Origin of the sequence: Pseudomonas sp. NPDC087626, from assembly GCF_044743405.1 — a bacterium.
GTDB lineage: Bacteria > Pseudomonadota > Gammaproteobacteria > Pseudomonadales > Pseudomonadaceae > Aquipseudomonas.
Map to the genome: position 1 here is coordinate 1 of NZ_JBIUWJ010000058.1, position 14,274 is coordinate 14,274.

The window sequence follows — 14,274 nt, forward strand, 5'->3', positions numbered from 1 at the left end:
TTTCCCCATGTGAGAGTAGGTCATCGTCAAGATTAAATTCCGAAACCCCTATCTGCGTATGCAGGTAGGGGTTTTGTTTTTGTCCGCGAGAAAGTTTCATTGCAGGATCGACACAAAATTGCACAGTTATTTCTCAGCCAGAACACTAGAATAGAGCCCTTATTTTCACAATCAGAGCCCTCTATGCCAGATCCGGTTGACGCCTACGGGCTGTCAGATTTACCGCTGGACAACTTGGTGGCGTGTCATGAATGCGACTTGCTGATGCGCAAGCCACACCTCGCTCATGACGAGAAAGCCTTATGCCCGCGTTGCGGTTATGAGCTCTACGCTCATCGGCACAATGTCGTGGAGCGTAGCCTCGCCCTGGTGATCGCTGCGCTGCTGCTGTTCGTCCCTGCGAACTTTTTACCGATCATGGAACTCAATCTACTCGGACAGACGTCACACGACACTGTCTGGAGCGGTGTTGTCGGTCTGTTCGATACTGGCATGCAAGGCGTGGCGGTGGTGGTGTTCCTGTGCAGCATGGGGATCCCCCTGCTCAAGCTGCTCTGTCAGTTATTGGTATTGTTGAGCATTCGATTTGACATCGGACGCAGCTACGGCCTGCTGCTGTATCGCATTTATCACCACCTGCGTGATTGGGGGATGCTCGAGGTTTATTTGATGGGGGTGCTGGTGGCCATCGTCAAACTGGCTGACCTGGCGTCCATCACCATTGGCTTGGGCCTGGGGTGTTTTATCAGCTTGTTGTTGGTTCAAGTCTGGCTTGAAGTGGTGATGTCACCGCACCAGATCTGGGAAGCGTTATCCGGGGAGGATGCTCATGCGGGCGATTGATGCAGGCATTCTGATCTGTGCTGAGTGCCATCAGTTGAACAAACAGGAACCCGACACCGACGAGCAGACCTGCACGCGCTGTGGCGCGATGGTCCATGCCCGCCGGCCCAATAGCCTGGTGCGCACCTGGGCGTTGTTGATCACCGCCGCGATTCTGTATATCCCCGCCAATCTGTTGCCCATCATGACGGTCAGCGCCTTGGGGCAGGGGGAGGGCGATACGATCATGTCCGGCGTGATCACCCTGGTGCAGCATGGGATGCTCCCCATCGCGGCCGTGGTGTTCGTCGCCAGTATCCTGGTACCGACCTTCAAGCTTGTCGGCATCGCCTTGCTGCTGTTTTCGGTGCAGCGCCGCCAGCCTTTATCCGCGCGGCAACGCATCCTGATGTACCGCTTCATTGAGTTCATTGGCCGCTGGTCAATGCTCGACATCTTTGTCATCGCGATTCTGGTGGCAGTGGTCAACTTTGGTCGGCTCGCCACCATCGAGGCCAATCTCGGTGCAGTGGCCTTCGCCAGTGTGGTGATTTTGACAATGCTTGCTGCAGTAACTTTCGATCCCCGACTGATTTGGGATAACACGGAGTCGGACGACGACCATGACTGATTTGCCTAAAGCTAAAACCCGACCGGCTTCCAACTGGTCGGCCATCTGGGTGTTGCCCCTGATCGCCTTGGTGATTGGTGGGTGGTTGGGCTGGCGTGCCTATAACGAGACCGGGATCCAGGTCCAGGTCCGTTTCGAAAGCGGTGAAGGCATTCAGGCCAACAAGACCGAAGTGGTCTACAAAGGCATGTCGGTGGGCAAGGTCAAAAGCCTGGCGCTCGATGATGAAGGCAAGAGCCGTGGGGTGATCGCCACGGTCGAGATGAACAAGGACGTCGAGCAGTACCTCAAGACCAGCACGCGCTTCTGGCTGGTCAAGCCCAGCGTAACCCTGGCGGGTATCACCGGTCTGGAAACCCTGGTCTCGGGTAACTATGTGGCGATCAGTCCGGGTGAGGGCGAACCTACCCGCAAGTTCAAGGCCCTTGCCCAGGAGCCGCCCCTGTCGGACTCCAAGCCGGGTCTGCACCTGACCATCAAGGCCGAACGCCTGGGCTCGCTGAACCGTGGCAGCCCGGTGTTCTATAAGCAGATCCAGGTCGGTCAGGTGAAGAGCTACCTGCTGTCCGAGGACCAGAGCACCGTCGAGATCAAGGTCTTTATCGAGCCCACTTACGCCAACCTGGTGCGCAAACACACGCGCTTCTGGAATGCCAGCGGGATCAGCATCGACGCCAACCTGTCGGGTGTGAAGGTACGTAGCGAGTCGCTGGCCAGCATCGTGGCCGGCGGTATTGCCTTTGCGACGCCGGAGAACCGCAAGGACAGCCCGCCCACCGACCCGAGCCTGCCGTTCCGTCTGTATGAAGACTTCGACGCGGCCCAGGCCGGCATCCGGGTCAAGGTCAAGCTCAGCGACTTCGAAGGCCTGCAAGCCGGTCGTACGCCGGTCATGTACAAAGGCATTCAGGTGGGCAACCTCAAGGCCTTGAAGGTCGACTCCGACCTGTCCAGCGCCACCGCCGAACTGACCCTCGACCCGCTGGCTGAAGATTACCTGGTCGATGGCACGCAGTTCTGGGTGGTCAAGCCGTCGATCTCCCTGGCCGGTATCACCGGGCTCGAAGCCCTGGTCAAGGGTAACTACATCGCCGTGCGTCCGGGTGACAAGGGCAGCCCACCCAAACGCGAGTTCGAGGCACGGCCGAAGGCGCCGCCATTGGACCTGCGCTCCCCGGGCCTGCACCTGGTGCTGTTCACCGAGAACCTCGGCTCGCTGGAGGTCGGCAGCCCGATTCTCTACAAGCAGGTCAAGGTCGGTTCGGTGCAGAGCTATCAGTTCTCGCGGACCAAGAAGCAATTGGTCATCGGCGTGCACATCGAGAAGGAATACGAAGGCCTGGTCAACGCTTCGACGCGTTTCTGGAATGCCAGCGGCATCACCCTCACCGGTGGTCTCACCGGCGGGATCCAGGTCAAGAGCGAGTCCCTGCAAAGCCTGATGGCCGGCGGTATTGCGTTCGAGACTCCGGAAGCCAAGGCGCCGCTGCAAAAGCGTATTCCGCGCTTCCGCCTGTTCACCAGCCATGACGAGGCGACGGAGAAAGGCACCGTGGTCACCCTCAAGCTCGACCGCGGCGACGGACTGCGCAATGGCACGCCGATTCGCTACAAAGGCCTGGACGTCGGCAAGGTGGAAGACGTCGACCTCAGCGACGACCTGCAATCGGTGCTGCTCACTGCGCGGATCACCGTAGTGCCGGAACGCATTGCCCGGGTAGGCAGCCAGTTCTGGGTGGTCAAGCCGCAGTTAGGCCTGATCAAGACCTCCAACCTGGAAACCCTGGTGACCGGGCAGTACATCGAAGTGCAGCCCGCGGTGAAAAACCTCGGCCCGCAAAAGAACTTCGTTGCCCTGCCACAGCCACCCGAAGCCACCGCGCAAGAGGCAGGCCTGAGCCTGGTGCTGAGTGCCGCGCGCCGTGGCTCGCTGAAAACCGGGGTGCCGGTGACTTACCGGGAAATTACCGTGGGCAAGGTCACCGGTTACGAACTGGGGCAGACCGCGGATCGGGTGTTGATCCATATCCTCATCGAACCGAAGTACGCGCCATTGGTACGCAGCGGCACGCGCTTCTGGAATACCAGCGGTTTTGGCCTGGATTACAGTCTGTTCAAGGGCGCGACCGTACGCACCGAATCCCTGGAAACGCTGATCCAGGGTGGCGTTGCCTTTGCCACTCCGGATGGTGAGCGCATGGGTAACCCGGCGCGGCCGCAGCAGACCTTCCCGTTGTTCGACAAGTTCGAAGACGAGTGGCTGGAGTGGGCGCCGAAGATCTCCCTCGGCAAGTAAGTCAAACCCGCTGTACAAAAAAGGCCGCGATCCAATGGATCGCGGCCTTTTTTGTTTATCCACCGCTAGAGCATTTAGACGGCGTCCAGCTCGGCTTCGGTCGACTCGACGCTGACCGCCGGTTTCACTTCGTCATGCCGACGGATGTACTTCCAGTCTGCCTCGTCGATGTAGATACCGTTCGGCCCGCTGCCACCTTCCAGGTCAATCGCCACACTGGCGCAGACCTGTGGCTTGACACTGGCGAGGATCGGCACAAAGCCCAACTGCAGGCTGGTTTCCAGCAGGGCGGCCTGGTTCTTCTCGTCGATGTCCGCGGCTTCGTCGAGGTAGTACGGCAGGCGCACACGCCCGGCCTGGTCGCGGTCCATCAAGTGCAGCAACAAATACATGTTGGTCAGTGCCTTGATGGTCATGGTGGTGCCGTTGGACGCGGCGCCATCGATGTCAGTGTGGATCACTGGCTGACCGTTGACCTTGGTGATCTCGAACGCCAACTCGAACAGGTCCTTGAGGCCGAGCTGGTTGTGGTTCGCCGCCACCAGACGCGCCAGGTACTCCTTGGCCTCTTCGTTCTTGTTGTCCTGCTCGGCACTCTGGCTCAGGTCGAACACCGACAGGGTTTCGCCTTCTTCATACTGACCGGCACTGTGGATGATCTGGTCAATGTGCTTGAGGGCTTCCTTGTTCGGCGCCAGGACAATGCGGAAGCTTTGCAGGTTGGACACCTGGCGCTTGTTGATCTCGCGGTTGAACAGCGCCAACTGGTGCTCGAGGCTGTCGTAATCGCTGCGAATATTGCGCAGAGTCCGGGCGATGTCGGTGACGGCCGCACGCCGGGCCTTGCCCAGGGTCAGGGCTTCGTCGGTACGGTGGGCGTAAGCGTTGATCAACAGTTGCAGGCGACGCTCCATGTCGTCTTCGCTGTCGAACTTGGCCACGCCCTTGAGGCGAACCTGGGCGTACAAGGCGTCGATCTGGCCGTCGACACGCAGCAAGCCCTGCCAACTGTCCTGGTAGTCATTGAGCAGCGGCAACAGGTTGTCCATGGAGTCGTCGATCGGGTCCATGCACGGCGTGCCGAATGGCAGGTCGGCCGGCAGCAGCTGACGGCGGCGCAGGGCGTCGTCGAGGGTGCGTTGCTTGGCTTCCATGTCGCCGATCTGCCGGCCGACCAGTTGCAGCTTGGCCGACAGTTGCTGGACGCGCTCAGTGAAGGCATCGCTGGAGCGTTTCAATTCGTCCTGGGCCGCTTCCATCTGCGCCAGTTGCTCGAGCTTGTCACCTTCTTCGGCGCTCAGGGTTTGCGCGCGGCGGAAGTCCTCGAGGGCTTTTTGCGCGTCCAGCACCTGCTGGTACAGCGCTTCAGTCTGGGTCTTGCTGGCAGCGCGGTCCGCGGCGACGGCTTGCTGGGTTTTCAGTTGCTTGAGTTCTTTGTCCAAGCGTTCTTTCTGGTCGCGCAACGCGGCACGGTCAGCCAGGGCTTGCAGGGCGGGCGGTTCGATGTGGGAAATGTCGATCGACAGCCCCGGTACTTCGAAACGCTCACCCTTGAAGCCGTCGAGGATCAGCTCCAGGGATTTGACCCACTGGCCGTCCTCGTCCAGCGTAATGCCATGCTCACCCAGCGGCAGGCTGAACAATGCGCTGTTGAACAGGCGCATCAGGCGTTCGACGTCCTGTTGCGAAAACTCTTCGCGCAGGCGCGCGTAGCTGTTGTTGTCGGCGTGATCGAGTTGCTGCTTGACCGACTTCAGGCGCTTTTCCAGATCCCGCAGGCGCTCTTCCAGGTCTTCGGCACTGAACTGCCGGGACTGGGCCAGCGCGCCGGCCAGTTCATCGTGCGCATCCTTGGCGGCCAGCAGTTGTTGCTCCAGGACTTTGACGTCTTCGACCAACGCGAAGCGATGCTTGAGCACCGACAACTCGCCGAGCCAGCGCTGGATGCCGGTGATTTCGCGTTCCAGGCGCATCAGCTCCTGGGTGCCGCCGCGTTGATCGTTTTGCAGGGCGTCCTGCTCGTTGCGGTAGTGCTCGGCCTGGATCGTCAATTCTTCCTTGCGCGCACTGGCGTAGTCCGACCAGGTGCCCAGCAGGGAATCGAGCAGCGGCGAGATGCGGTGCAACTTGCCGCGCAGAATATTGCGCTGGGTCACGCCTGCCGATAGGGCTTCGACCAAGGGGCCGGCGGTGACCAGCGAGTTGTAGTCCTGCTCCATGCGGCGCACATCGCGGAAGGCTTCTTCGCACGCGGCGATGTAATCGACGCTGCCGGAACGCAGGCTGTGTTCGAAGGCATCGAGGAACAGTTGCTTGAGCTTGGCCGCGGTGATTTCCCGCATGTGCAGCAGGTTGATGAACAGCGCACGGAAGGTCTTCAGGCTCTGCTCACTGGTGGAGCGCAGCGGAATCAGGGTCAGGTCCAGCGGGATCGACGTGTGGCCGCCCACCAGCAGGCGCCGCAGTTCATCCGGCTTGAGCTCGTAAGCCTTGAGGCCTTCGCGTTCGAGGTTGCTGAACAACTCTTTCTGGCGCAGGCACGTGTCGTTTTTCTGGTAATGGGCCAGGTCCAGCTTGCCGGCATAGGCGAAGAACTGGTGGCCAAAACCACCGCCGGGGCCACGCCCAACCACGCCGATCACGTGTGGACCGTGTGGCAGCGAAACTTCCACCAGGATGTAGCTGGTGTCGGAGGCAAAGTAGAAGCGCCGCGATTGCTCCAGGCTGTACTTGCCGAAGCTCATGTCCGACATGCGTGCCAGGATCGGGAACTGCAGGGCGTTGATCGAGGCGGACTTGCCCAGGTTGTTCGCCCCGTAGACCGACAGCGGTTCTTCCAGCGGGAACAGGCCGAGGCTGTAACCCGCGGTATTCAGAAGGGCAAAGCGGCGAATGCCGTAGCGTTCCTTGCTCATGCGTCGAGCTCCTGTTCTTCGGCAATGGCGCGGGCCAAGGCGTCTTCTTCACTGTCTTCGGCGAAGTCGCTGAGGTCCAGCGGGTCATCGGTCTGCAGCAGTTTTTCGTCGCTGTCGTCGTCAATCAGCACCGGCGCCGGCAGTGGCAGCACACTGTGCAGGCTGGCGGCCAGGTCGCGGTCCTGTTGCACCGACAGGCAGACGTCGAGGAAGCGGTGCATCGGTGGCAGGAAGCGGTAGATGCCGTTCTCTTCCCCAGCAAAACCGAGCTGGGTCATGCGCCGCATGATCTTTTCTTCGAGCTCTTCCACGGTCTGCACTTCAGCCTGGATGAACAGGTCGCGGTATTTTTCCAGCAACGACGGCAGTTCATCGCGGCCCAGGCTACCGCCGTCGAGCACGGCGATCGGGTCGCGGCCCTGGTCGGCCAGGTGTTCGACCAGAATGAAGGTGAACAACGCCAGGCGCTGGGCAGTCTTGTTCACGGCCGCTGCGGCGAGGTCCGGAACGAAGTAGTAGAAGCCCCGGGTATCGCACACCAGTTCAAATCCCAGGGCGCGGAACAAGGTGCGGTACTGGTCCTGAAAGTTCGACAACTGTGCGTACAGCTCAGGATCGCGACGGCTGACGTGATAACCCTTGAACAGCTCGCGAAAGATCGGCGCCAGCTGAGACAGTTCGGATAGATCAAGATGCATGGGGAATGCTCGCAGAATTCTCGCTGGCATCGGTGCCGGCCGAGAGCAGGGCGAAGGAGCGCAGGCTGACCTGATGCTCGTGAGTGTGGTAATCGCGGCGTTCCAGGCGCTCGCGCTTGAAGCGTTTTTCCCGCGACAGGCGCGAGAACCAATACAGCAGCTCGTCGGTCGCGCCATCCGGTTCCTGCTCCAGCAGCCAGGTCATCAGGTCTGGCATCGGCAGGGCGTCTTCGCAACGCTCGAGCATTTCCCGAACCGTGCGTGGCGCACGCGGGGCTTCGCCGGTCTGGACTTTGTGGGCCTTGGGGAAACGCGCAGGCTTTGGCTCGAAACGTGCCAGGGCGTAGACATAGGCTTCAACCTGGCTGGCACTGCCAAGGAAGGTGCTTTGCGGGCGAGTGAACATCGGCATCGCCGCTTGTGGCACCGCATCGATGCCCTTGCGCCGGATCATCGACAGGGCCAGTGCCGCGCCACGGGTCACGGCGTTGTGCCGGCGGGCTTCTTCGCGCAGCGGCAGCAACAACTCGCGGGCGTGGCGCAGGGTCAGTTGGGCGCTGGTCTGCATTTCGAGGATGCGCGCGTGGGTCCGCAGGAGCATGTCGTCGTCGACCAGATGGCCCAGGCGCTGCTGCTCGGTGAGCATCTTCAGCAGGACGTTCTCGACCTTGCGCACGCCTTGTTCGAAGGCGCCGTCGGCGTTGACCAACTGGATCATCGGCTCGACATACTCGTCCCAGGTCGCCAGGACTTCGGCATAACGCTGGCGCAATGGAATCTGCCGGTCGCTGGTCTTGGCCCGCTCGGCTACGGCCACCAGGGCCTGTTCGTCGTTGGCGAGTTTTTTCAACACGTCGCGTACGCGCATGTCGAGCAAGCGCAACTGGCGCGCCAGGTCGTTGCCATCACGAATGTCGAATGCGTCTTGGATGTAGCCGGCCAGCCGCTCCAGGTGCCGCAGGTAGGCTTCGATTTCCAGGCACAGGCCCAAGCGGTGCTCGCGGCGCAGGTAAGCCAGGAAGTCGTGGATCTGCGCGTTCAGTTCAAAGCGGTTCGGGCTTTTTGCCACCGGAACCAGAATGTCGAGGCGGATCCACACGTCCAGCAGGCTGGTGATGTCCTGTGGCGTGCTGTCCAGTTGCTGGGCGGCCAGTTGCGTGCGCAGTTCGTTGAGGCTCAGGGTGCCTTGGTCGAAATGCTCACACAGTGGCTCCAGGAGTGCCCAGTGTTCGGCGAGGGCGCGCAAGACGCGCTTGGGTTCGATCATTGGATTGGCCGGCTGGTTGGCGATTAAAAGCAGCGATTGTACTGCATCGCAGGCTATGGGAATCCCCCTCGGCAGATCGACGGGACGGACTGTCGTTTTTCTCTGCTCTACTGCGGGCGATCTTCGGCGAAGGGCGGTAGAATCCCTGCACTTTAAGTTATCCACAAGTGGCCGACCTTTGCTAATCGAGTCCCGTCGCCGCGCTTATTTGACTGCCATGCAGGTGGTCAACTGGCTGCCGCGCACCGAATTGCCCTTTGCCGCCCCTTCGCGGCCCGAGCTGCTGGAGCTGGTTGAGCCGTTGGTCGCCGAGCCGCCAGTGCCGGGCGTTGCGCCTGTGCCAGCGGCCAAGGTCGCCGTCGCGGTCGAGCCGGTAACCGCCCCCGCCGCGCGCCCGCGGATCGAAGTGCCGCGCCCATCGCTGGCCAGTACCCGGACCAATGCCAAGGTCGAGGAAGAAGCCGCCCCCGCCGTGGTCAAGGCCCCGGTCGTGCCGCCACCGCGGTTTGCCCTGCAATTGTTGCGCGCGGGCCGTTGCCTGCTGCTGGTGGAGTTACCCACAGGCGACACGTTCCAGACGCGCGACCCGGCCTACCTGCTGCTCAAGGACATGTTGCGCGCCGCCGGCCTGCCGGACAGCCCGCAAATCGTCGGCGAGCCGGTGCGCTGGCCGCTATTGGCGCGGGGCACCATGGATCAGGGGCCGGAAGCGGCGCGCGATTTCGTCCAGGGCTTTGTCTCGGCGCGCCTGGAAGATCAACCCTGTGTCTGTCTGTGGCTGGTGGGGCTGCCGGCTGTGCGGTTTGCCGGCGAGGCGGATGCGCAAGCGTACAATCGCGAACTTCAGGTCGAAGGCCTGGGGTCGGTCTGGGCGCTGCCTGGCCTGGAATTATTAATGGAAGAGCCACAGCGTAAGGCTGATGTCTGGCAAGCCATGCGTCGGCTGATGGCGCGCTGGAAAGAATCAAATGAGTGACGCTGTATCGTTCCGCCCGATGACCGAAGCCGACCTGGACGCAGTACTGAAGATCGAATACGCGGCGTTCAGCCATCCCTGGACCCGCGGGATCTTTCTCGATGGCCTGGGCAAGTACCAGATCTGGCTGATGTTCGAGGGGCAGCAACAGGTGGGCCACGGGGTGGTGCAGATCATCCTCGATGAAGCGCACCTGCTCAATATCACGGTCAAGCCGGAAAACCAGGGGCGCGGCCTGGGGCTGACCTTGCTCGAACACCTGATGTCGATTGCCTACAAGGCGCAAGCACGTGAGTGCTTCCTCGAAGTGCGCGACAGCAACCGCGCGGCCTTCCGACTGTATGAACGTTATGGTTTTAACGAAGTGGGGCGACGCCGCGACTACTACCCTGCAGTCGGTGGGCGTGAAGACGCCGTGGTCATGGCCTGTACCCTGGTCGACTGAGCCGTTCGACCTTTGCGGGCAAGCCTGATGCTCGCCCGCGCAAGCGTGTTAACGATTGCCGTCGACCGGATCGCGCCGCGCCAGCTCCGCCTCATCCAGGCCATTGCCGCCGCCAATCTCGTCTTCATCGACAATGCTCAAGTCCCAGTCGGCCTGATCACCCTCGCCGACGTCCTGGGCGTCCCGTGCGCCGTCTTCACGAATCAGGTTGCCTGGGGTCAGGTCATCATCGGTGGATTCGTCGTCATCGGCCGAAGTCTCGTGCATCCCCGCTTCGGCTGCAGGTTGGCGCGGCACGGGCGGTTTGCGCAGGTGTTCGGGCAATTCATCGCGAATAATGGCGCTGGAGGGCTCCTCGTCGAAGTCCAGTTCACGCATCGAGCCCATGCGGTCTTCGTTGTCGTCGATGGGCTCGGGCTGTACCGAGCCATACGGACGTCGTGAATCAGTCATGGCAAATCCTCATAATGTGGGGCTTATAGGGTGGACAGGCGCTACCCTTGAAGATTCCAAGCCATTTGCCCTAATAACGGCGTGACCCCGGCGCATGCTGGGGTGTCAAACCAGCGCATCATTCTTGAGGCTTCAGAACATGAACGAATTACAAGATCTGATTGATAACAACGAGCGCTGGGCTGATGCGATCAAGCAGGAAGATCCTGACTTCTTCGCCAAACTGGCCCGCCAGCAGACGCCTGAATACCTGTGGATCGGCTGCTCCGACGCGCGCGTGCCGGCCAACGAGATCGTCGGCATGCTGCCCGGCGACCTGTTCGTGCACCGTAATGTGGCCAACGTAGTGCTGCACACCGACCTCAACTGCCTGTCGGTGATCCAGTACGCGGTCGACGTGCTCAAGGTCAAACACATCCTGGTCACCGGCCATTACGGCTGTGGCGGGGTGCGGGCGTCCATGCAGGACCGTCAGTTGGGGCTGATCGACGGTTGGCTGCGCTCGATCCGCGACCTCTACTACGAGCACCGCGAAGCGTTGGCCCAATTGCCGACTGAAGAAGAGCGGGTCGACCGTCTCTGCGAACTGAACGTGATCCAGCAAGTGGCCAACGTGGGCCATACCAGCATCGTGCAAAATGCCTGGCATCGCGGGCAAAGCCTGTCGATCCACGGCTGCATCTATGGCATCAAGGATGGCCGCTGGAAGAGCCTGAACGCCACCATCAGTGGTTTCGAGCAACTGCCGCCGCAGTATCGCTTGCGTCCGGTGGGTGCCATCTAGCACTTCCCAGGTAGGCGTTCAGCAAAGGCTATGGCGATGCCATTGCTGCAGGAAAAGCCGCCCCTCGGCGCTGGGCTGTTCATCGTAACCGGTGATCCAGCCACGGCACCGGGGCGAGCCGCATTTACAGGCAAACTGGCGCAACACGCTGGCTTCGGTGCTGACATAGTCCATGCACAGTGGTGTGCCTGGCGTAATGTCCTGTAGCGCCCATAGCCAGAGTTCGCTCATGTCGAGGAAGACATTGGGGTCGCAGGAGTGGCGCAGTCGTCCACAGAAGTAGGGGTCATAGACGTGAATGCCCACCGCTAACTGGACGCTGTGCAACTGCGGGGCGTGGACCAACTGTCCGGAGACCCGGCACATTCGGGTAATCCGCTGATAGTTACGCAGGGCCATGACGCCGCGGTTTTTTGCGCCATGGCCGGACTCCACAATGAAGTCGGCCATGGACGGGTAGCCCTGCTTGGGGCTGAGCCCCTCGAAAGGGTAGATGCATCCGTTCGCCAAAGACTGGGCATTGACCTGAGGGCTCATAGACATCCCTGCCTGGATCAAGCTTGCGACAGCCGTAGACGGGGCATCCTGTCAGCCCTGCAACGCTTGAGTGTTGCTCAAGCGTCTCGCAAATGACACAGATCGTCTACTGTCAGGCCTGACAGGGGACAGTGACGATTTTTACTGTAAGCCATGACTTACAGCACTATCGAAATCATTGCGCCAGTGGTGTTTTATGCGCTTGCGACTAAGGTGTAACGGGTTGTCCGGGAGCGCATTTGCGTAGACCATGGGCGCCGCGATTTTTTGCCTAATTTCGAGCCTGTTTATGACTGCCATTGCCGACACTCGACCTGCGCCATTCTCCCGGTCTGACTACAAGACCCTGGGCTTGGCGGCACTGGGCGGGGCGCTGGAAATCTACGATTTCATCATTTTCGTGTTTTTCGCCCTGACCCTCAGCCAACTGTTCTTCCCGCCGGAAATGCCCGAATGGCTGCGCCTGCTGCAGAGTTTCGGGATTTTTGTCACCGGGTACCTGGCGCGGCCGCTGGGTGGCATCCTGATGGCGCACTTTGCCGACCGGTTGGGGCGCAAGAAGGTCTTCAGCTTGAGCATCCTGATGATGGCGCTGCCGTGCCTGCTGATCGGGATCATGCCGACCTACGCCCAGATCGGTTACTTCGCCCCCTTGCTGCTGCTGGTGCTGCGGGTGTTCCAGGGCGCCGCGGTCGGTGGGGAAGTGCCGAGTGCCTGGGTGTTTGTCGCCGAGCATGCTCCTGCCGGTCACCGCGGTTACGCCCTGGGATTCCTGCAGGCAGGGCTGACGTTTGGTTACCTGATCGGCGCCTTGACCGCGACCTTGCTGGCACAGGCCTTTACCCCGGCGGAAATCCTCGATTACGCCTGGCGTTATCCGTTCCTGCTGGGCGGGGTGTTCGGCGTGCTTGGCGTGTGGTTACGCCGCTGGCTCAACGAGACTCCAGTGTTCATGGCGATGCAGGCCAGTCGTGAGCTGCACGTCGAACTGCCGTTGCGCACGGTGCTGCGTGAGCACCGCCTGGCGATGTTGCCGGCGGTGATCCTTACCTGCGTACTGACCTCGGCCGTGGTGACCTTCGTGGTCATCACCCCGACCATGATGCAGAAAACCTTCGGCATGACCGCCAGCCACACCTTTGCGCTGAGTAGCCTGGGCATCGTGTTCCTGAACATCGGCTGCGTGATCGCCGGGTTGATCGTCGACCGGATCGGCGCCTGGCGTACGGTGATGCTCTATAGCCTGCTGTTGCCGCTGGGCATCGGCGTGCTCTACAGCAGCCTGATTGGCGCAGCGCAGTGGATCGGCCTGGCCTATGCGATTGCCGGTCTCGGTTGTGGGGTGGTGGGCGCGGTGCCGTCGGTGATGGTCAATCTATTCCCGGCACGGATTCGCGTCTCGGGGATTTCCTTCACCTATAACATTGCCTACGCGATCTGGGCCAGCATCACACCGCTGTTGCTGATCGGCCTGATGCCGTGGAGCCCATGGATCTGCGTGATTTTCTGTGCCGTGATGGGCGCCGTGGGAATCAGCGCGGCGCTGTACTTCGGCTCGCGCCTGCCCCAGGTCGCCCAGTCGGCTGGCGCGACCTGCTGCCCCTGAGGGTGTCAATCGCTGATCGAGTCTTCATCCAGCGGCGCCGCGAGCGGTTTGAGTGCGACGATCATGTCGACTTCGACCGCGGCGCCCTTGGGGAGCTGGTACACCCCCACCGAGGTGCGGGTATGCACGCCAGCGTCGGCGAAAATCCCGTACAGCACCTCTGAGGCGCCGTCCGCCACTTCACTTTGCTGGGTGAAGTCTTCGGCGCTGCGCACGTAGACATTGATGCGCAGGATCTTGTCGATCCGCTCCAGCTCCCCCAGTTGCTGCGTGAGGATGGCCAGGGCGCGCATCGTGCAAATCTTCGCGGCCAACCGGCCTTGCTCCAGCGACACCTCTGCGCCCACGCGGCCCACCACCATCACCGTATTGTCGATGCGCGGGATCTGCCCGCTGATGTACACCTCATCGCCATTTTGCACCACCGGCACGTAGTTGCCGCCAATGCGCATTTCACCGTCAAAACGATGACCCAGCGCCTGGGCGATACCGTCGAACAGCGCTTTACGTGATTGATCCATGCCGGGCATCTCCTGTGTATGGGGGGGGCTGCGCCGACTATAGCGGGTTGTTTGCTGTCCCAACATAGGCATAGGCATCTACACGACTGTGGTGCGACGTTGCACCTGTGGGCCTCTGGGGTGTTGGATTAGACCGAGTACATATCCATTTCTGCGGTAATGGCCACCTATGGCTCCGCTCTTACAGCGGCTCACTTTTGAGGAGCGCAAAAGTAAGCAAAACGCTCAACCCCACCACTCGGTGCCTCGCTTAGGCTCGGCATGCCCGTACTCCGACATTGATTTGGGGGGCCGCCGCAATGGGCCCTCCCTGGCCCAGTGCG

13 protein-coding genes are annotated in these 14,274 nt (G+C 61.2%); 7 read left to right on the forward strand and 6 right to left on the reverse strand.

Annotated features, from left to right (window positions below; all coding sequences use genetic code 11):
• Positions 1-183 precede the first annotated feature (183 nt).
• From ACIOVD_RS27470 to ACIOVD_RS27480, 3 genes are read left to right on the forward strand one after another with little or no spacing between them, the layout of a single operon-like run.
• The gene (locus ACIOVD_RS27470) at positions 184-843 is read left to right on the forward strand and encodes a paraquat-inducible protein A (RefSeq protein ID WP_095169033.1); all 660 of its coding nucleotides are present in this window, start codon (positions 184-186) and stop codon (positions 841-843) included.
• Complete coding sequence (locus ACIOVD_RS27475; RefSeq protein WP_095169032.1) at positions 830-1,453, forward strand: paraquat-inducible protein A; 624 nt, start codon at positions 830-832, stop codon at positions 1,451-1,453. The genes ACIOVD_RS27470 and ACIOVD_RS27475 overlap by 14 nt, the downstream gene beginning before the upstream one ends.
• Positions 1,446-3,749, forward strand: a complete 2,304-nt coding sequence (locus tag ACIOVD_RS27480; protein ID WP_095169031.1) for a PqiB family protein — start codon at positions 1,446-1,448, stop codon at positions 3,747-3,749. Before ACIOVD_RS27475 ends, ACIOVD_RS27480 begins: the two co-directional genes overlap by 8 nt.
• A 74-nt stretch (positions 3,750-3,823) precedes the next feature.
• Here the strand turns inward: ACIOVD_RS27480 and mksF are convergent, their stop codons facing one another.
• Genes mksF through mksB form a run of 3 tightly spaced genes read right to left on the reverse strand, consistent with a single transcriptional unit; the run spans position 3,824 to position 8,629 of the window.
• Complete coding sequence (gene mksF, locus ACIOVD_RS27485; RefSeq protein WP_095169030.1) at positions 3,824-6,664, reverse strand: Mks condensin complex protein MksF; 2,841 nt, start codon at positions 6,662-6,664, stop codon at positions 3,824-3,826.
• On the reverse strand, positions 6,661-7,362 hold the full coding sequence (gene mksE / locus ACIOVD_RS27490; RefSeq protein ID WP_095169029.1) for an Mks condensin complex protein MksE: 702 nt from the start codon (positions 7,360-7,362) through the stop codon (positions 6,661-6,663). The genes mksF and mksE overlap by 4 nt, the downstream gene beginning before the upstream one ends.
• Complete coding sequence (mksB, locus tag ACIOVD_RS27495; RefSeq protein WP_177440657.1) at positions 7,352-8,629, reverse strand: Mks condensin complex protein MksB; 1,278 nt, start codon at positions 8,627-8,629, stop codon at positions 7,352-7,354. Before mksB ends, mksE begins: the two co-directional genes overlap by 11 nt.
• A gap of 217 nt (positions 8,630-8,846) precedes the next feature.
• On the opposite strand from mksB, the gene ACIOVD_RS27500 reads away from it, so the two are divergent.
• Entirely contained in the window at positions 8,847-9,605 is a 759-nt protein-coding gene (locus ACIOVD_RS27500) for an energy transducer TonB (protein ID WP_095169028.1), read from the forward strand.
• Positions 9,598-10,050, forward strand: coding sequence for a ribosomal protein S18-alanine N-acetyltransferase (gene rimI / locus ACIOVD_RS27505; RefSeq protein ID WP_095169027.1), 453 nt, complete (start codon positions 9,598-9,600; stop codon positions 10,048-10,050). Before ACIOVD_RS27500 ends, rimI begins: the two co-directional genes overlap by 8 nt.
• Positions 10,051-10,098: 48 nt before the next feature.
• On the opposite strand, the gene ACIOVD_RS27510 is transcribed toward rimI, so the two are convergent.
• Entirely contained in the window at positions 10,099-10,503 is a 405-nt protein-coding gene (locus ACIOVD_RS27510) for a serine kinase/phosphatase (RefSeq protein ID WP_401131308.1), read from the reverse strand.
• 139 nt (positions 10,504-10,642) lie between these two features.
• Here ACIOVD_RS27510 and can point away from each other — a divergent pair, with 139 nt between their 5' ends.
• Positions 10,643-11,287, forward strand: coding sequence for a carbonate dehydratase (gene can / locus ACIOVD_RS27515; RefSeq protein ID WP_095169025.1), 645 nt, complete (start codon positions 10,643-10,645; stop codon positions 11,285-11,287).
• A gap of 18 nt (positions 11,288-11,305) precedes the next feature.
• Here the strand turns inward: can and ACIOVD_RS27520 are convergent, their stop codons facing one another.
• Positions 11,306-11,824 carry an SET domain-containing protein-lysine N-methyltransferase gene (locus ACIOVD_RS27520; RefSeq protein ID WP_401131310.1) on the reverse strand — a complete coding sequence of 173 codons (519 nt, stop codon included), beginning with the start codon at positions 11,822-11,824 and terminating at the stop codon, positions 11,306-11,308.
• A gap of 289 nt (positions 11,825-12,113) precedes the next feature.
• On the opposite strand from ACIOVD_RS27520, the gene ACIOVD_RS27525 reads away from it, so the two are divergent.
• Positions 12,114-13,430, forward strand: coding sequence for an MFS transporter (locus ACIOVD_RS27525; RefSeq protein ID WP_320333018.1), 1,317 nt, complete (start codon positions 12,114-12,116; stop codon positions 13,428-13,430).
• A gap of 5 nt (positions 13,431-13,435) precedes the next feature.
• Here ACIOVD_RS27525 and ACIOVD_RS27530 read toward each other — a convergent pair whose 3' ends face one another.
• Positions 13,436-13,951 (reverse strand): RidA family protein, encoded by a 516-nt coding sequence (locus ACIOVD_RS27530; protein ID WP_159997971.1) that lies wholly within the window; start codon positions 13,949-13,951, stop codon positions 13,436-13,438.
• Positions 13,952-14,274 lie beyond the last annotated feature (323 nt).